The following is an 18,719-nucleotide window of genomic DNA, read 5'->3' on the forward strand; positions in this document are numbered from 1 at the left end:
GCCAGCCGATGAAGGCTGGCCGGCCGTCAGCGTCAGCAGCACCGGCCCTGCGGGTTGGAGTCCTGGCGGTCCGTCCGGTCCCGCCAGAACTCGCGTTCCGTCAGCGGTGGCTCCCCATGTCCGGCCGTGTGGTGGTGGTCCAGGTACTTGGCGTACGCATCCGCACCGAGCACGCCGCCGAGGTACCGGGCGAAACCCCGGAACCCTGTTGCCACCACGGACAGACCGGGGCTCATTTGTGGTGACCTGCCCTTTCGAAGCGCAAATCGGCCGGCAGCTTGTTCCACTCGGCCTCCAGCTCACGTTCCGCGGGTGTGGGGATCAGCCCGGCGGGCGCGAAGACCTTCGAGGGCCGGGCCTCGTCCTCGTTGTCAACGTTCGGCAACCCAGCGGAATGGTTGCGGAAGGCCTTGATGGTGGCCACGAGTGCCATGGCGATGACGATAATGCTGAGCACCACAAAGATGACGGACAGCCAGCCCTGGATCGCGGTGTTGCGCACCACGGCTTCCATGGCGGCGACGCTCTTGGCTGTGCCGAACTCGGTCTTGCCGTCCGCGAGTGCCTTGCTGAAGGCTGCGTTGTTGGCGAAGTAGCCGACGGCGGGCGTTGAGGAGAAGATCTTCTGGTAACTCGCGGTGATGGTCACCACCGCCGCGAACGCCAGCGGTACGGCCACGATCCAGAGGTATTTGAAGCTCCCCCGCTTGGCGACGATGGCCAGGCACACGGACAGCGCGATCGCGGCCAGCAGCTGGTTGGCGATGCCGAACAGCGGGAACAGCGTGTTGATGCCACCCAGCGGATCGGTCACGCCCATGAGCAGCACGGCACCCCAGGCGGCCACCATAACGGCGGTGCACAGCCAGGCTCCCGGACGCCACGAGTGCTCCTTGAACTTCGGGATGAAGTTGCCGATGGAGTCCTGCAGCATAAAGCGCGCAACGCGTGTACCGGCGTCCACTGCGGTGAGGATAAACAGCGCCTCGAACATGATGGCGAAGTGGTACCAGAACGCCATCAGGGCCGTGCCGCCGATGAACTGCTGCATGATGTGGGCGAGTCCCACGGCAAGTGTGGGCGCGCCGCCGGTCCGGGACACAATGCTTTGCTCCCCGACGTTGGCTGCCGTTTCCGCGAGCATGGCCGGGTTGACGTTGACTCCGGCGAGGCCAAGGCTGTTGACCCAGGCGGCCGCGGTTTCCACCGTGCCGCCGGTCAGGGCGGCCGGCGCGTTCATGGCAAAGTACAGCCCGCGGTCAATGGAGATGGCCGCGACCAGCGCCATGATGGCCACAAACGACTCCATCAGCATGCCGCCGTAGCCGATGAAGCGGGTCTGGCGTTCCTTCTCGATCAGTTTCGGGGTAGTGCCCGAGGAGATCAGGGCGTGGAAGCCGGACAGCGCCCCGCAGGCAATGGTGACAAACAGGAACGGGAACAGGGCACCGGGGAAGACCGGCCCGTTGTCCCTGCTGGCGAACTCGCTGAAGGCCGGGACAGTGATCTCCGGACGGACCACGATGATGGCCAGTGCCAGCATCACGATCACGCCGATCTTCATAAACGTGGAGAGGTAATCGCGGGGGGCCAAGAGCAGCCAGACCGGAAGGATGGCGGCAATGAAGCCATAGACAATGAGGCCCCAGGCGATGGTCACCTTGTCCAGGGTGAAGAACGCGGAGCCCCATTCGGTCTCCGCCACCAGGCCGCCGCCGATGATCGCGGCCATCAGGAGCACAAAGCCGATCAGGGAGACTTCCATGATCTTGCCCGGCCGGATGTAGCGCAGGTAGACGCCCATAAACAGCGCAATCGGGATGGTCATACCCACCGAGAACACGCCCCACGGGCTTTCGCCCAGGGCGTTGACGACGACGAGCGCGAGGATCGCCACGATGATCACCATGATGAGCAGCGTGGCGATCAGTGCTGCCGTGCCGCCGATGACGCCCAGTTCTTCGCGGGCCATCTGGCCGAGGGAACGGCCGCCGCGGCGCATGGAGAAGAACATCACCAGGTAGTCCTGGACGGCACCTGCAAGCACAACGCCGATGATGATCCAGATGGTGCCGGGGAGGTAGCCCATCTGGGCCGCGATGATGGGTCCGACCAGCGGGCCGGCACCCGCGATGGCGGCGAAGTGGTGGCCGAACAGCACGTTGCGGTCCGTGCGGACATAGTCCTTGCCGTCAGCCTTGTATTCCGCCGGCGTGGCGCGGCGGTCATCCGGCTTGGTGATGAGGCGTTCGATCACCTTGGAGTAGAAGCGGTAACCGATCAGGTAAGTACAGACCGAGGCAAAAACGAACCAGATCGCATTGACGGTTTCGCCCCGGACGATGGCCAGCATGAACCAGGCGACGCCGCCGAGCAGTGCGATGGCTGCCCACAGGGCGATCTTGGCCGGAGTCCATTTCTTATCCTCAGCCTCGCGGACGGCCTCATCCACTGCCGTTGGCGGAAGCTTCGGATCGGCGGTCAATGGGCCGCTTCCTTTCGCTGCACGTACCGGTTCGTCAGGCCTGCTGGCCATGTCTCCTCCTTGAGAATTGGTGCTTCAGTGAGTTGCTCAAAGGCACCCTACCAACGCCGCACCAACGAGGAGGCGGCATTCTGCCCGCGCCGTGTGTCATTGCGGTGAACGGCGGGCGGGAGGCGCCGAGCGCACAAAAGCCCCCGTTCAGGGTTTCCTGGACGGAGGCCTTCGTGACTAATCCCGGGCGGGAGCCGTGGCTACGCGTGTGCGTAAGTGAGGCAGTCCGCGTTGTCAGCGCCGGGGCCCACATGGACTTCGGAGGCGTTGCACATCAGGTGGTCGTTGTGGACGCACTCGGAGCGCTGGCAGGCTCCGACATCCGCCAGGACCTTGGGCAGCCCGCCGTGTGTGCCGGTGTCGATGAACGTGGCGCAGCTGGCGTGGTCTTTGCTTCCGCCAACCGTGATGGCGTGGGCCGTACAGCCTTCGTGGTCATTAAACGAGCAACGGGTAACACTGCAATCGGCAACATGTGTTGTCATAGGAGGTTCCTCCGTACTTCGGCCGTCCGGGACGGACAGCGTCCTGGGTCCCACCGTAGGCCTGTTGGGCCCAATCAAAAAGACCCAACTGTGTGACCTAATTCCGGTGCTCCCCCGCTCAGCTGCCTCGGCAGACCGGGGTCAGGTCCCCACCTCCCGGCGGGACACCGGAAGCCTCGCCCGGGTAAACAGCCACGCCAGGGCCGCACCGGTGAGCGGCACCGCTATCAGCAGCGCCACGAGCTGGAGCCAGGGCACGACGGCGGTCCGCGCCATCCCGGTTGCGGTCACCAGCAGCACGGCCGGCACTATCCCGGCAACACTTCCCAACACAGTTCCGAGCCCCGCCGTCATCAGCGCCTGCGAACCCGCGAGCGCCTTCCGCAAGCGCGGGGCCGCACCCACGCCGGCAAGCGTCACGTGGTCTTTCCGCGAGTCCGCCATGGACAGGCCCGTGGTGATGCCTGCCGCGCTGAGCGTGATGAGCGCACCCAGGCCCACGATAGACCAGAGGATCAGCGAGTCGTCCTGCGCCGGTCCGCGCTCCACGTACGGGGTCCCGTATCGGTCCTTGTAGATGCTGGCGAGCGCTTCGGAAATTTTGTCCGCCTGGGCGGCATCAGGGTAGGCGCTGAACTGGACCAGCAGGGCGCTGTCATCCACTCGCATGCCGGCCGCCGCGGCAGCTTCCGGGGATACCACCCCGTAGTACGGCACATTGACGGCCGGCTCCAGCACGGCCGCAGCCACGTCCGTCTTCCGCGCCGTCTCCTCGTAGCCCTGGAAGGCACCTGTGGCGGGGTCGGCGCGCGCGGGCTTGCGCACGTCCCGCGCCACCAGCGATGCCTGCCCGTCCCGGACGAACACAGGGTTTGTGACTACCATTCCGCCGGCGGCCAGCACATCGCGGGCTTCCCCCGTCGGGGCAGTTCCGAACAGCCTCTCGATATCATCGGCAGTCCCGACCACTATCGAGTCGGCCCTTCCCTGGGACTCATAGGGACGCATTGGCCCCTGGCAGCGCCAGTCCTCCGGGTCGAGGACTCGCCCGCCCGCCGTTACGGGACACGCGTTGCCTTCCGGTGTGGCCAACGAATACTGCAGGCAGCTCGACGTCGGTGTCTGGGCGGGTGAGGCGTCAACCAGGTCCGGCTGCATTTCGCAGTTCCGGATGGCGGCTGTGCGTAGCACACCGGTCCATTCAACGGTGTCCACGGCCCCGTCCAGGGCGGACACCACTGCTGCGGGGTCAATCCGTAACGGGTCCGGCATAGTGCCGTCAGCCAGCAGGGGCTGCCATACGGACAACGGCAGGACCGCCTGGTTCTGCAACGCGGACCAATTGTGGTTTTGCTGCTCGTTCGCCTGCTGGCTGGCGGCCAGCACCATGCCGGCACTGGCCAGGGTTGCAGCGGCAAGGACGGCAGCAACCGCCGGAACCGTCCGGCTGCGGTTCCGGGAAGAGTCCCGGGCGGCCATGCGCGCAGCCAGGGGAAGGCCTCCGGCAGGCTTGGCAAGAAGTGCCACCATCTTGCCGGTCAGCAGGACCAGCGACGTAACGCCCAGTACCGCGCCGCCCAGCAGGAACCAGACAATCACCGGCGTCCTTGAGCTGAACACATCAGGGTCTTCGCTGCTGACGGCGAGCCACGTGCCGGCCGCAAGTGACGCGGCAGCCACGCCCAGCAGGACAGCACCCACCACCGCGGACTTCTTGCCCGCCGGCGCCGGGGCCCGCCCCGATTTGAGCGCGCCCAGAACAGCCTGGCGCGCCACCTGCCGCGCCGGGGCCAAGGCAGCCAGCAAGCACGCCACGTAGCCCATGACCATCACCAGGACCGTCAACAAAGCGTCCGGATGGAAGCCCGGGAAACGGACCGATCCGTTCAGGCGTGCCACCATCACCACCCCGGCGGCGGCTACCAGTCCCACCGCGGCGCCGGCCGCCACGCCGAGGCCGCCGAGCCACAGGCCAGCCGCCATCACCACCGAACGGATAGTAGGAATTTCGGCCCCGGTCGCGGCGAGCAGGGCCAGCTCCCGGACCTGCCCCTTGGCGCCCACGGCAAAAGCGGCTCCCGCCAGCAGGCCCACCTCCAGCAATGCGAGGGCGCCGAGGAGCGCCCCGGCCGCGTACGTGGTGAGCGGGAGCGACGCACTGGACGAGGTCCCTGCGCCCTCCGGCCCGCGCTCCTCCTGGGACGGCGGATTCAGCACCACGGACCTGGACAGCACGGTGACACCCACGGCGTTGGCCGCCAGCACCTGGCTCCAGGTCACGGGCTCGGAACCCACCAGGTAATACATGGTGGACTTGATGGCCGACGCGGCTGGCACCGGACCGGTGGAGGCTGGCGCCGGGGCGCCAACACTGCCCTGGCCGGGTTTGAGGTAGACGATGGAGTTGCTGTCCGAATAGCCCGCATCGCGGAGGGTTCCGACCGCGACAAACGTCCCCGCCGACGTCGCCAGTTCCTCCCCCAGTTCCAGCCCGAATCGCTCCAGCAGCCCCCGCGATACGAGCATCTCGGCATCGGTCCCGGGGGCCCTGCCATCCAGCAAGGTGTATTTTCCGGCAAATGCCGGGGCCGTGGCGTCCACCGCGCGGCCCACCACACGCACGTGCGCCGCACCCGATTCGGCGGTGAGGTCGAGGGTGGATTCCGTGAGGACGTCGTAGCCGGCCGGAATCGCGTCCTGCGGATCGGTCGGCGTGAAGTCAGGGTTCCTGTCCCAGTCGCTGGTGGTGATCTGCAGCTCTTCGACCGGGTGCTGGACCATAACGCCGTTGGCCATGGGCATGGGCCGGAACCGCGCCTGGGTGGTGCCGAGCTCGTACTGCACGCGCTCGGCGGCGGTTTCCTGGGTGCTCTGGACCAGGGTGACCGCCCCCGTCATGGCGGCCACGGGGAGCATGATCAGCAGGATGATCAGGAGGGAACGCCCTTTGTGGCGGCGGATATCGCGCCGCGCCATCCGCACGGCGACACGGAAAGCCTGCCGGCGCCCGCCGGGCGCCGGTGCGAGGGTGAGTGCCACGTCAGTAGCCGGCCTGCGTGAGGAGCATGGCGGGATCGTGCATGGCCGCTGCCTGGTCCACGATCCGGCCGTCCCGGAGGAACACCACCCGGTCAGCCCACGCGGCATGCCGGGCCTCATGAGTCACCAGCATCACGGCCGCACCGGCATCGGCACGGCTCCGCAGCACCTCCATGACGCCATGGCCGGTGGTGGAATCCAGGGCCCCGGTGGGTTCGTCGGCCAGGATCAGCCGGCGGTCGCCCACGATGGCCCGTGCGATGGCCACGCGCTGTTGCTGTCCGCCGGACATCTGGTCCATAAAGCGGTCGGCGAGTTCCGGGATGCCCACCTGCCGCAGCGCATCCAGCGCCTGGCGTTGCGCCTTCCGGGTGCCCGTCCCGTCCAGTTCCAGCGGCAGCGCCACGTTCTCGGCCGCCGTCAGGGTGGGGACAAGGTTGAAGTCCTGGAAGACATAGCCGACGGCGCGGCGGCGCAACCGGGCGAGTTCGTTCAGTCCCAGCCCGCCCAGTGGTGTTGATTCCACAAAGACACCGCCCGACGTCGGCCGGTCAAGTCCCCCGGCCAGCGCCAGGAGGGAGGATTTCCCGGAGCCTGACGGACCCATCACGGCGACGAACTCGCCGGCTCTGATACTGAGGTCGACCTCGCGCAGCGCGGCGACCGCCGTCGCGCCTTCACCGAACGTCCTGCTGACCTTGGCGAGTTCCAGGACCTGCTGCGGCCCCTGGACGCTCACCGGCGGCTATCCGCGATGAGCGGGGCAGCCTCTTCCACAGTGACCCCGTTGGACGATTTGCGTGGTGTGGCCTGGCCCGCGGTCTGCGCCTGCTGCAGCATCCGCGCCTCGCAGAGGTCCAGCCAGCGGACCTCCGCTTCCGTCTGGAAGATCAGCGAATCCAGCACCAGGAGCCAGGCGGTATCCGCAGCCCGCTGGTTGGCGGCCGTGTCGCGGCGGGCCTTGGTGTAGTCCTGCAGCGCCCGGATGGATGCCACCCGCTGGGCCTGGATGATGGCCTGCACATCCACGCCCGGCAGCGTGACCGCGAGCGCCAGTTTGATGGCCAGCTCGTTCCGCGGCGGGTTGTTGCGCTCCACGGGGGCGGCAAACCAGTTCTGCACCTCCGCCGTGCCGGCGGCGGTGATGCTGTAGACCACGTGGCCTTCGCCGTCACTGCCGTCATTGCTGACCAGGCCGTCGCGTTCCAGCCTGTCCAGTGTGGTGTACACCTGCCCGATGTTCAGGGGCCAGGTGGACGCGGTGCGGTTCTCGAACTCAACCCTGAGCTGGTAGCCGTAACGCGGCTGGTCCTGCAGCAGGGCGAGGAGGCTGTGGCGGATGGACATGATGCTCCTAGCGGTGGCGTCAGCGTCGGTATGCACGGACCCCCAAGACCCGTGCATACCGCGTATAGAGTGAGGCTAACCCAGTCCGCCGCGCAAAGCAATACTCAGTATCTACCCTGGCTACATAACCAGCAGGATCTTGCCCACATGGTCGCCGCTGTCGAAGTACCGGTGGGCGGCCGCAACCTGGTCCAGCGGGAAGGTCCTGGCCACGAGCGGGCGGATCCGGCCGTCCGTGATGAGGGGCCACACGGATTCGCGCACGGCGTTCATGATGGCGCCTTTTTCCGCCACCGGGCGCGGCCTCAGTGCCGTGGCAACCACTGCCGCGCGCTTCCGCAGGAGCTGGCCAAGATCCAGCTCACCCTTGGCCCCGCCCTGCAGGCCGATGACAACGAGCCGGCCGTAGTCCGCGAGCGCATCAACGTTCTGCGCCAGGTACTTGGCACCCACAACGTCGAGGATCACGTCGGCACCCTTGCCGCCGTTCTGCCGCCGGAGGCTTTCGGGGAAGTCCTCTTCGGTGTAGTTGATTGCGATGTCCGCGCCCAGGAAAGCCTTCGCGGTCCCCACCTTTTCCGCGCTTCCCGCGGTGGTGGCCACCTTGGCGCCGAAGGCCTTGGCCAGCTGGATGGCCATGGTGCCGATCCCGCCGGTGGCGCCGTGGATCAGGACAGTTTCACCGGCCTGCAGCTGCGCCGTCATGATCAGGTTGGAGTAGACCGTGGCTGCGACTTCCGGCAGCGACGCAGCGGTGACCACATCAACGCCGTCGGGAATCCGCAGGACCTGCTCCGCCGGCACCGCTACCTGCTCCGCATAGCCTCCGCCGGCCAGCAGCGCCACCACTTTGTCACCGACGGAGAATGCCTTGGTGACACCGGGACCGAAGCCGGCGATCCGCCCGGAGACTTCCAGCCCCGGGATCTCGGACGCGCCGGGCGGGGGCGGGTAGAAGCCCCGGCGCTGCTGCACGTCCGCCCGGTTCAGGCCGGCGGCGACAACGTCGATCAACACCTCGCCCTGGCCGGGCACCGGCGCGTCCACTTCGCGGACTTCCAGAACCTCCGGACCACCGGGTTCTGCAATGTAGACGGCTTTCATGGAGAACTCCCGTTTTCTAGCTGATTCGTGCCCCAGAACCAGTGTGCACCGGACGCACGGCAGACTCTGTTTTGTTGCAGCCAACTGCCTATGAAACACTACTCGTTAGGGAAGGTTGTCCGAGCGGCCGAAGGAGCTAGTCTTGAAAACTAGTGTGCGGTAACCCCGTACCAAGAGTTCGAATCTCTTACCTTCCGCGAATGGAACCCCGGTCCGCCACAAGATGGCGAACCGGGGATTCTTCGTTTAACGGCCCATGGCCGCCAGAGCGGAACCATTGAAACTGTCGGAGCCCGGACATAGGGTCGTTCCTGTTGCCACCCATCGACAGAAAGAGCTCATCATGCCTGCACCCGAGATCACCCCCGGCGCACCCTGCTGGATCGACCTCATGACCTCAGACATCACCAAAGCCCGCGAGTTCTACGGCGAACTCTTCGGCTGGGAGTACGAGACCGGCGACGAGGAGAAGTACGGCGGCTACACCACCGCACGGAAGAACGGCAAGACCGTGGCCGGGCTGATGCAGAAGGATGCGGACCAGGCAGGCATGCCTGACGTATGGTCCACATACCTCCGCTCGGACGACGCCGAGGCCACCGCGTTTGCCGTCGCGGCCAACGGCGGCCAGGTCCACATGCCGCCCATGGATGTTCCGGAACAGGGCCACATGGCCATCTTCGGCGACGCCGCCGGTGCGGCTATCGGCGTGTGGCAGCCGCGCGAGATGAAGGGGTATGAACTCGTCGCCGAGCCCGGCGCTGCCGCGTGGCACGAGCTCCACACCAAGGACTACGACGCCGCCGTGAAGTTCTACGAGGAGGTGTTCGGCTGGGATACGGATGTTATGAGCGATACACCGGACTTCCGGTACACCACCCTGGGTGCCGGGGATTCCGCCAAGGCCGGCATCATGGACGCCTCCGGGTATCTGCCGGCTGACGTTCCGTCCAATTGGCAGGTCTACTTCAACGTCGAAGATGCGGACGCTTCGATTGAGAAGGCCGTTTCGCTCGGAGCCACCGTCATTGACGGGCCGGAGGACTCTCCGTTCGGCCGGCTCGCCTCGCTGGCCGACCCCACCGGTGCAATGTTCAAGATCATCGCATAAGTAAATTCCTTCGACGAAATACCGGCCGGCAGCTTTCATTAAAGCTACCGGCCGGTATTGTTTTGCCCCACGGACGTTTCGCCAAGTGCACTCACCATCAACCTTGCGTTCATGCGGCGCTGCTTTGCTGTGCCGACACCACCTGATCAAACGTGGAGTCCGGACACTGTCCGTAGGTACAACCCGGACACACTCCATCGGGTCCCTACCGGGACGCCCCTATGAAAGTAGAGCGGATGCACCATTCACCTTGGAAATTAGCGCTGGGAACAGCGGTGTCTGCGGGGCTCATCGCAGCTCCGTTGGCAGCGGTCCCCGCCTTCGCCGTCGACGCAGCACCAGCCGGCACTTCACCCGTTGTCATCAATGAGGCCTACCTGAGCGGCGGCAGCGCCGGCGCAGCGTACAAGAGCAAGTTCGTTGAGCTCTACAACACCTCCGACGCCGCGGTCTCCCTGGACGGCTGGTCCGTCCAGTACCGTTCAGGCGCGGGAACTGCGGCGCCCACCAGCGTGGCTGCCCTCACCGGTTCCATCCCTGCCAAGGGCCACTACCTCATCAAGGGCGGCGCCAACAACGGCGGGGTTGAAGGTGCGGACCTGCCGACTCCGGATTTTGTGGCAACCTCCCTGAACTTCAGCGGCTCCGCCGGAACCATCATCCTGGCGAAGCAGGCCACCGCCGCCCCGCTCGCCACCGGATCGGTTGTTGAACCCGCCGGCGTGGCAGACCTCCTCGGCTACGGTTCCTCCAACACGTTTGAAACGCAGGCCGCCGTTGCGCCCGCCAGCAACACCGACGTCAAGAGCCTGAACCGCAGCGCCGGGACGGACAGCAACAGCAACCGGGCAGACTTCACGCTGAACACCGCCGTCACGCCGACGGCGGCGGGCGGCACCGTGGACCCCGTCCCGGATCCAACGCCGGACCCCGACCCAACACCGGCACCGGTGCCCGGCACCAAAACAATCGCCGAAATCCAGGGCACCGGCACCGCCAGCCCGCTGGCCGGCACTGCCGTCACCACGCGCGGCAAAGTCACCGCGGCCTTCCCCACCGGCGGTTTCGCCGGCTACTACGTCCAGACCCCCGGCACCGGCGGCGACCTCACCCCGGGCGGCCACGCGGCGTCGGACGCTGTTTTTGTCTACTCCCCGGCCACCGCAGGCTCCGTGCAGATCGGCGACTTCGTGGAAGTCACCGGCACGGTTTCCGAGTTCTTCGGCATGACCCAGGTCAGCGTGGCGGACGCCGCGGGGCTGACCAAGCTGACCGACGCCGCCCCCGAGGTGAAAGCCACCGCCTTCACGCTCCCGGCGGCCGAATCCTTCCGCGAGGCGCTCGAGGGCATGCTGCTGGCACCGCAAGGGCCGGTCACCGTCACCGACAACTACTCGCTGAACCAGTACGGGGAAATCGGCCTCTCGGGCGGGACCACCACGCTGGTGCAGCCCACCGCCGTCGCGCGTTACGGCTCTGCCGAATACCAGGCAGCCGTGGCGGACAACGCTGCCCGAGGCATCAAGCTCGACGACGGCGCCACCACCAACTTCCTCAAGGACGCCACCACCAAAGCCCAGGTGCTGCCGTACCTGACGGCCACGGACCCGGTCCGGGTGGGCTCGCCGGTGACGTTCGCTACCAACGTGGTGCTCGGCTACGCCAACAACGCCTGGAAGTTCCAGCCGCTGACCCACCTCACCGAGGCCAACAAGGGCACGGTCCAGCCAGCCAGCTTCGGCGCCACGCGGACCCAGGCTCCAACCAGCGTGGGCGGCAACCTGAAGATCGCCTCCTTCAACGTGCTGAACTACTTCCCCACCACCGGCGACACCCTCACGGGCTGTTCCTTCTACAAGGACCGCGACGGCAACCCCATCACGGTCCAGGGCGGCTGCGATGCCCGCGGCGCAGCAAACGCGGAGAACTTCCTCCGCCAGCAGAACAAGATCGTCGCCGCTATCACCAAGACCGGCGCCGACGTCGTGTCCCTCATGGAAATCGAAAACTCCGCCCAGTTCGGCAAGGACCGCGACGACGCCCTGGCCAAACTGGTGGACGCCCTCAACATCGCGACCCCCGGCATCTGGGACTACGTGCGGACACCCGCCAACGCTCCCCCGCTGGCCGACGAGGACATGATCCGCACCGCGTTCATTTTCAAGAAGGCCGTGGCCGAACCTGTGGAGGAGTCCATCATCCACAACGACACTGTCGCCTTCGCCAACGCCCGCAAGCCGCTGGCCCAGGTGTTCAAGCCGGTGGGCGCCGGCGACGACAAAAAGTTCATCGCCATCGCCAACCACTTCAAGTCCAAGGGTTCGGCAGCAACGCCGGACGACACGGACAAAGGCCAGGGCGCGTCCAACCTCGCCCGCACCGCCCAGGCCAGGTCGCTCCTGGACTTCGCCGCCGGGCTGCAGGCAACAAAGGGCACGGACAAGGTTTTCCTGATCGGCGACTTCAACTCCTACGCCCAGGAAGACCCGATGAATGTCTTCACGGACGCCGGCTACGTCAACCAGGACGGCAAAGCGAAGAACGCCGACGGCTCCGCGAAGCACTCCTACCTTTTCGGCGGCCTGGTGGGTTCGCTGGACCACATCCTGGCCTCCCCGGGCGCTGATACAGTGGTCACCGGCGCGGACATCTGGAACATCAACTCCGTGGAGTCCGTGGCGCTGGAGTACAGCAGGTATAACAACAATGTGACCAACTACTATGCGCCGGACCAGTACCGCGCCAGCGACCACGATCCTGTGGTGGTGGGCCTGGACCTGCCTGCAGGCCCGGTCACGCCGGCCAGCGTTGAGCTGAACTTCCTGGGCATCAACGATTTCCACGGCCGCATCGACACCAACACGGTGCTGTTCGCCGGCACCATCGAGAAGCTGCGCGCCGCCGCACCCGGGGCCACGGCCTTCCTGTCGGCCGGCGACAACATCGGGGCATCACTGTTCGCCTCGGCTGTTGCCAAGGACCAGCCCACCATCGATGTCCTGAACGCGCTGGAGCTGGACGCTTCCGCCGTGGGCAACCACGAGTTCGACGGCGGCTGGGCGGACCTGCGCGACCGCGTCATCGCGGGCGGCACTAACGCCACGTTCCCGCTTCTCGGGGCGAACGTCTACAAAAAGGGAACCACCGAACCGGTCCTGCCGGAATTCACGGTCCTGGACATGGACGGCGTGAAGGTTGCCGTCATCGGCACCGTCACCCAGGAAGTCCCGTCCCTGGTGACACCCGCCGGCATCGCCGATCTTGACTTCGGCGATCCCGTGGACGCCATCAACCGCGTGGCTGCCAAGATCACGGCAGAGAACCTCGCCGACGTGATCATCGCGGAAAACCACGACGGCGCCGGGTCAGGGACACCGGATGGCGCCACGCTCGAGCAGGAAGTGGCAGCGGGCGGCCCGTTTGCGAAGCTGGTCACCGAAACCTCCCCCGAGGTGGACGCGATCTTCACCGGCCACACGCACAAGGAATACGCCTGGAACGCACCGGTCCCCAGGGCCGACGGCAAGACCCGTCCGATTGTCCAGACCGGCAATTACGGCGAGAACATCGGCCAGATCCAGCTCACGGTGGATACGGCCACCAAGGAAGTCACCGCGTCGAAGGCCGGGAACGTCAGGCGGACCACGGATGCCGCCGCCGGCCTCGTAGCCGCTTACCCGCGGGTTGCAGCGGTTGATGCCATCGTGCAGAAGGCTCTTGCCGAAGCAGCCACGATCGGCAACCAGCCCGTGGGTGCGCTGACCGCGGATATCACCACGGCCTTCACCGCGGACCCCGCGGGCGGACCCGCCAAGCGTGATGACCGGGCCAGCGAATCGACGCTGGGCAACCTGGTGGCCGACTCACTGTTGGAGTCGCTCCAGCCGGCTGAGCTGGGCGCCGCGGAAATCGGCGTCGTCAATCCCGGCGGCCTCCGCAACGAGCTGTACTACGCCCCGGACGGCACCATCACCTACGCGGAGGCCAACTCGGTCCTGCCGTTCGTGAACAACCTGTGGACCACGTCCCTGACGGGCACGCAGTTCAAGGCACTCCTGGAGCAGCAGTGGCAGACCAACGCTGACGGCACGGTCCCCAGCCGCGCCTACCAGCAACTGGGCCTGTCCAGGAACGTCAACTACACCTACGACGCAACCCGCGCCGCCGGTGACCGGATCACCTCCATCCGCGTGGCCGGTGCGCTGATCGATCCGGCGAAGTCCTACCGGATCGGAACGTTCAGCTTCCTGGCCACCGGCGGCGACAACTTCCGCGTCTTCAAGGACGGAACCGGCACCAAGGATTCAGGGCTGGTGGACCGGGACGCCTGGATCCAGTACCTGCAGGGTCACAAGCCCGTGTCGCCGGACTTCGCCCGGCGGACCGTGGCCGTGGTGAACACCACTGCAGCCGAGGTCAAGGCCGGGGATGCCATCACGCTGGCGGTCTCCAAACTGGACCTCACCTCGCTGGGCAGCCCGGTCAATACCTCGCTGGCTGCGGTGTTCACTGACAGCGCCGGAACTGTAACGGATCTTGGCACCGTCCCGGTTGCGGCCGGCGCTGCCGCCGTGAATCTCGCCGTTCCTGCCGGCGCTGCTGCGGGGACCGGAACCCTGACGCTCACGGCCGCCGAGTCCGGCACCGTGGTGAAGGCTGCTGTCCAGGTCGCTGGCAGCGGACCCGTTCCGCCGGAATGCGTGGCACCGGTGGCACCCACCAAGTGGTACGACATCCTGGGCTGGATCCGTTACGGCATTGCCTGGATCCAGTACCAGCAGTGCCTGCGCGGCTAGCCGCTTCGCACTAAAACCAACGCGGGCTAAAACCAACGCGGGGTCACTTCGCGCCCATTCCGAAGGGAATATCAGGCGTGAAGTGACCCCGCGTTGGTTTAAGCGGGCCGGATGTCAGGCGGGCTGCGGCACCCGTTCAAAGGAGTTGGCCGGGACGGCCAGGCCAAAGTGCTCGCGGAGCGTGCGCCCGGTGTATTCGCGCCGGAACAGCCCGCGGTCCTGGAGGATGGGGACCACCTGGTCCACAAAGATATCCAGGCCGGAGGGCAGCACGGGCGGCATGATGTTGAACCCGTCCGCGGCGCCGGACTGGAACCAGTGCTGGATGGCGTCGGCCACCTGGTCCGGCGTTCCCGCGAAAGTGCGGTGCCCGCGGCCTCCGCCGAGCCGGCCGATGAGCTGCCGGACGGTCAGTTGTTCGTTGCGGGCGAGGTTCACCACCAGCGTGTAACGGCTCTTGGCACCCTCAATCTCGTCCTCCGGCGGGAGGTCTACGGGCAGCTGGGCCTCCAGTTTCAGGGACTCCGGCGGGACTCGCAGCAGGTTGGCCAGCTGCCGCACCGCGTGTTCCGGCAGGATCAGCTCATCCAGTTCCCGTTCCAGCCTCAGCGCCTCGGCCTCCGTGGCCGCGATGACCGGAACGATCCCCGGCAGGATCTTGATGGACTGCGGGTCCCGGCCCGCCGCCGTCGTCCGCCTTTTCAGGTCGGCGTAGAAGTCCTGGGCAGCCGCCAGGGTCTGGTGCGCCGTGAAGACCGCCTCCGCGTACCGCGCCGCAAAGTCCTTTCCGTTCTCCGAGGAACCGGCCTGGACAATCACCGGATGCCCCTGGACGGATCTGGGCACATCCAGACCGCCCTCCACCTGGAAATGCCGGCCCTGGTGGTTCACCGGATGCACCCGCGAGCTGTCCGCCCAAACACCGGCGTCCTTGTCCGCCACCACGGCGTCATCCTCCCAGCTGTCCCAAAGCTTCTTGGCGACGTCCAGGAATTCCGCTGCCCGCTCGTACCGCTGCGAGTGGGCGGGCTGGCCGGCCAGGGAGAAGTTCCTGGCGGCCGCGTCGCCCGCTGTGGTCACCACATTCCAGCCCGTCCTGCCGCCGCTGATGTGGTCCACGGAGGCGAAGCGCCGCGCCAGGTTGTACGGCTCGTTGTACGTCGTCGAGGCGGTGGCGATCAGCCCGATCCGCTCCGTGACGGCCGCGATGGCGGCGAGCAACACGGTAGGTTCGAGGCTCCCGTAGGGCCGCTGGGCCACGTTTCCGTGCAGCACCGGGGAGTCGGCGAAAAAGATCGAGTCGAGCTTGCCGCGCTCTGCCGTCTGGGCCAGCCGCTGGAAGTGGGCAACGTCCGTGCCGGCGAAGCTGTTGCTCTCCGGCAGCCGCCACGACGCCTCGTGGTGGCCGGTGCTCATCAGGAAGGCGTTCAGGTGCAGTTGCCTGGAGCCGCCAACCGTGGCACTCACGCGCGAACCCCGGCTGCTTCGCGGGCAACTGCTTCAGGAACGACGACGGTCTCGGAGTAGGCGGACGAGTCGCCCTTGATGGAGGTGCTGCTGCGTCCGTCCACGCCGCGGGGCAGGTCGCCGGCGATGGTCACGCGGTTGAGCTGGCGGGGCTGGCCGTCATAGTTGTCCGGGGCGTAGTGCTGGGTGATGCGGTTGTCGAACAGCACCAGCTGGTCCGGCTCCCAGTTCACGCGCACGACGTTCTCCGGGCGAGTGATGTAGGCCTGCAGGAGCCGCAGGATGTCCTTGGACTCCGTATTGGACAGGCCAACAATCCGCAGCCGCTGCGCGAAGCCCCCAATGAACAATCCGCGCTCGCCGGTCAGCGGGTGGACCCGCACCACGGGGTGGGCGGATTCGAAGTGGATCCTGGTGAACTCCTTGCGCCGTTCGTCGGCGTTGGCATGTTCCAGGTTCTTGGGCACGGAGTAGTCGTAGTCGTTGGTGTGGATGGCCCAGAGGGTGTCGGCGAAGTTCCGCAGCTCCTCCGGCAGGTCCTGGTAGGCCCCGGCCGAGGACGCGATCAGGGTTTCCCCGCCGTAGCCCGGCAGGGTGATGCTGCGCAGCGTGGAGGCCTGCGGCGGGTTCACCACGAAGGTGACGTCGGTGTGCCAGTTGTTGGCGCTGCCGTTTTCGCTGTCCACGGGCAGGACCGCTGGCTTTCCGTCCACGGAGGCCACCGTGGGGTGGGCCTTGGTGAGCGGGCCGAAGCGGCTGGCGAAACGCACTTGGTCCTCGTCGGTGCGGATGTTCGCTTCCCGGAAGACCAGGGCCTTGTGCGTGTTCAAGGCGTCCCGGAGCTGCGCCACGGTGTCCGGGGACAGGTCTGCGCTGAGGTCCAGGCCGCGGATTTCGGCGCCGATGCGGGAGCTGAGCTTGGTGAACTGGAGCTTGGTTTCGGTGATGACGGTCATGGTGTTTCCTTTGCAGTTCAGAAGGGGCAGTTTTGTGTTTGTTGGTTCAGGGGTGGCGGCTGGGCGCTCAGGTGTCGGAGCCGACGGCGGTGCGCCAGCGGGAGAAGTGCCGTTCCAGTGCCACGAGTACCGTGTTGACCAGCAGGCCCACGACGGAGACTGTGAGGATGCCGGCGTACATGTCGGGGATCAGGAAGCTGCTCTGTGCGTTGACGATCAGGTAGCCCAGGCCGGCTTTGGCGCCCACCATCTCGGCCGCGATGAGCACCAGGATGGAGGAGGTTCCGGCCATCCTGATGCCGGTGAAGATCGTGGGCACGGCCGACGGCAGGATCACCTTCTGGAAGAGCCGGAAGCTGTTCAGTCCCAGGGATTTCGCGGCCCGGATCAGCAGCGGGTCCACGGTCCTGACGCCGGCGATGGTGTTCAGCAGGACCGGGAAGAATGCGGCGTAGGCCACGATGGTGATCTTCGATTCCTCCCCGATGCCCAGCAGCAGGGTGAACACCGGCAGCAGGGCCAAGGTTGCCGTGTTGCGGAAAAGCTCCAGCAGCGGGTTGAGGAACGAATTCAGCCAGCCGTACCAGGCGATCAGGAGCCCCAGGACAACGGCGGACACCACGGCGATGCCGAAACCGGACACCGAGCGGGTCAGGCTGGCCTGCAGATGGCTCTGCAGCTGCCCGTTCTCCAGGAGCTTGGCTCCTGCTGCCAGCACCTCGTGCAGCGGTGGCAGGAACACCCGGGTGGCCGGGCTGGCCAGGTACAGCGGACCCACTTCCCACAGTGCCAGGAACAGGACAACGGCGAGCGATTTCCAGCCAGCCCGCCCCGCGTGGCGGGCAGCGGCACCCAGCCGGGCTGCCGGCGTCGGGCGTTGTCCACGCCCTGAACCGGACGGTCCGGAGGGTCCGGGCTGCGGCGCTCCGGACTGCAGTGAAGGGTCGACGGCGGCAGCCGCCTCTTGCGGTCGGGTCAACACAGTGCTCATCAGGCGGCACTCCTTTCGAGGGGTTGTTCATCGGGGGCGGTGCCGTCCGGGAGGATCTTCCGGTGGCCGGAGTTCTGGGCCAGGCGGACTTCGTCGTGCAGCAGGGACCAGACCTGGTGCCGGTGTTCCACAAAGGCCGGATGCGAGCGGATGTCCGCGTCGCCGTCGCGGTCGGGGATGTTGATGTCCACGATTTCCTTGAGCCTGCCGGGGCGGGCGCTGAGCACCGCCACGCGCTGGCCGAGGTAGACCGCCTCGTCGATCCCGTGGGTGATGAAGACGATGGTTTTGCCCGTGGCTTTCCAGATCCGCAGGAGCTCGTCCTGGAGCTGTTCGCGGGTCTGGGCGTCCAGGGCGGCGAAGGGCTCGTCCATCAGCAGAACGTCCGGCTCATAGGCGAGGCTTCTGGCGATGGCCACGCGCTGCTTCATACCGCCGGACAGTTCATGCGGATAGCGGTCCTCGAACCCGGCAAGGCCCACCAAATCGAGGAACTCGCTGGCCTTCGCCGCCCTTTCCTTCCTGGACAGACCCGTGTTCTCGAGGCCGATGGAGACGTTGGCCGACGCCGTGCGCCAGGGGAACAGCGCGTACTGCTGGAAGACAACCGCCCTGTCCTGGCCGGGTCCCGTCACTTCCTTGCCGTCCACCAGGACCTTCCCCGAGGTGGGGCGGGAAAGACCCGCCAGCAGATCCAGGAGGGTGGTCTTGCCGGAGCCGCTGGGGCCCACCAGGGTGAGGAACTCACCGGCGGCCACGTCCAGGCTGAGGTCATCCAAGGCGGTGAGGACGGAAGCTTCCGTCCCGGTGTTCTTGCCCGCCCCTTTGCCCGGCCGGACAGTGAATTCCTTGGTGACGTTTCGGAGACTGATCTTGGGTGTCATCTT

The 18,719-nt window shown here is 66.6% G+C and carries 13 protein-coding genes and 1 tRNA gene; 3 read left to right on the top strand and 11 right to left on the bottom strand.

Going from position 1 to position 18,719, the window contains the following annotated elements; translation table 11 throughout:
• Positions 1 to 32: 32 nt before the first annotated feature.
• The 7 genes from AU252_RS06670 to AU252_RS06700 form a co-directional block, all read right to left on the bottom strand.
• Positions 33 to 236, bottom strand: coding sequence for a YbdD/YjiX family protein (locus tag AU252_RS06670; protein WP_058930049.1), 204 nt, complete (start codon positions 234 to 236; stop codon positions 33 to 35).
• The gene (locus AU252_RS06675) at positions 233 to 2,536 is read right to left on the bottom strand and encodes a carbon starvation CstA family protein (RefSeq protein WP_058930050.1); all 2,304 of its coding nucleotides are present in this window, start codon (positions 2,534 to 2,536) and stop codon (positions 233 to 235) included. The genes AU252_RS06670 and AU252_RS06675 overlap by 4 nt, the downstream gene beginning before the upstream one ends.
• A gap of 200 nt (positions 2,537 to 2,736) precedes the next feature.
• Positions 2,737 to 3,021 carry a DUF1540 domain-containing protein gene (locus tag AU252_RS06680; protein WP_058930051.1) on the bottom strand — a complete coding sequence of 95 codons (285 nt, stop codon included), beginning with the start codon at positions 3,019 to 3,021 and terminating at the stop codon, positions 2,737 to 2,739.
• A gap of 141 nt (positions 3,022 to 3,162) precedes the next feature.
• The gene (locus AU252_RS06685; protein ID WP_058930052.1) at positions 3,163 to 6,060 is read right to left on the bottom strand and encodes a hypothetical protein; all 2,898 of its coding nucleotides are present in this window, start codon (positions 6,058 to 6,060) and stop codon (positions 3,163 to 3,165) included.
• A 1-nt stretch (position 6,061) separates the two neighbouring features.
• Positions 6,062 to 6,799, bottom strand: coding sequence for an ABC transporter ATP-binding protein (locus tag AU252_RS06690; protein ID WP_058930053.1), 738 nt, complete (start codon positions 6,797 to 6,799; stop codon positions 6,062 to 6,064).
• Positions 6,796 to 7,407, bottom strand: coding sequence for a PadR family transcriptional regulator (locus tag AU252_RS06695; RefSeq protein WP_058930054.1), 612 nt, complete (start codon positions 7,405 to 7,407; stop codon positions 6,796 to 6,798). Before AU252_RS06695 ends, AU252_RS06690 begins: the two co-directional genes overlap by 4 nt.
• 120 nt (positions 7,408 to 7,527) lie before the next feature.
• Entirely contained in the window at positions 7,528 to 8,511 is a 984-nt protein-coding gene (locus AU252_RS06700) for an NAD(P)H-quinone oxidoreductase (RefSeq protein WP_058930055.1), read from the bottom strand.
• A 109-nt stretch (positions 8,512 to 8,620) separates the two neighbouring features.
• Here AU252_RS06700 and AU252_RS06705 point away from each other — a divergent pair.
• The 3 genes from AU252_RS06705 (at position 8,621) to AU252_RS06715 (ending at position 14,418) form a co-directional block, all read left to right on the top strand.
• Positions 8,621 to 8,708: transfer RNA gene (locus AU252_RS06705), tRNA-Ser, on the top strand.
• Positions 8,709 to 8,854: 146 nt separating this feature from the next.
• Positions 8,855 to 9,622: a VOC family protein gene (locus tag AU252_RS06710; protein WP_058930056.1), complete on the top strand. Its 768-nt coding sequence runs from the start codon at positions 8,855 to 8,857 to the stop codon at positions 9,620 to 9,622.
• Between the two features lie 236 nt (positions 9,623 to 9,858).
• Entirely contained in the window at positions 9,859 to 14,418 is a 4,560-nt protein-coding gene (locus AU252_RS06715; RefSeq protein ID WP_058930057.1) for an ExeM/NucH family extracellular endonuclease, read from the top strand.
• A gap of 114 nt (positions 14,419 to 14,532) precedes the next feature.
• On the opposite strand, the gene AU252_RS06720 is transcribed toward AU252_RS06715, so the two are convergent.
• From AU252_RS06720 to AU252_RS06735, 4 genes are all read right to left on the bottom strand, one after another.
• Entirely contained in the window at positions 14,533 to 15,885 is a 1,353-nt protein-coding gene (locus tag AU252_RS06720; RefSeq protein WP_276203739.1) for an LLM class flavin-dependent oxidoreductase, read from the bottom strand.
• Entirely contained in the window at positions 15,882 to 16,841 is a 960-nt protein-coding gene (locus tag AU252_RS06725) for a TauD/TfdA dioxygenase family protein (protein ID WP_058930058.1), read from the bottom strand. Before AU252_RS06725 ends, AU252_RS06720 begins: the two co-directional genes overlap by 4 nt.
• A gap of 67 nt (positions 16,842 to 16,908) precedes the next feature.
• A complete protein-coding gene (locus tag AU252_RS06730) occupies positions 16,909 to 17,832 on the bottom strand; it encodes an ABC transporter permease (protein WP_058930059.1) in 924 nt (307 codons plus the stop codon).
• Complete coding sequence (locus AU252_RS06735; RefSeq protein WP_058930060.1) at positions 17,832 to 18,716, bottom strand: ABC transporter ATP-binding protein; 885 nt, start codon at positions 18,714 to 18,716, stop codon at positions 17,832 to 17,834. The genes AU252_RS06730 and AU252_RS06735 overlap by 1 nt, the downstream gene beginning before the upstream one ends.
• Between the last annotated feature and the right edge of the window lie 3 nt (positions 18,717 to 18,719).

It is taken from the genome of Pseudarthrobacter sulfonivorans (genome assembly GCF_001484605.1).
GTDB classification, from domain to species: Bacteria; Actinomycetota; Actinomycetes; order Actinomycetales; family Micrococcaceae; genus Arthrobacter; species Arthrobacter sulfonivorans_A.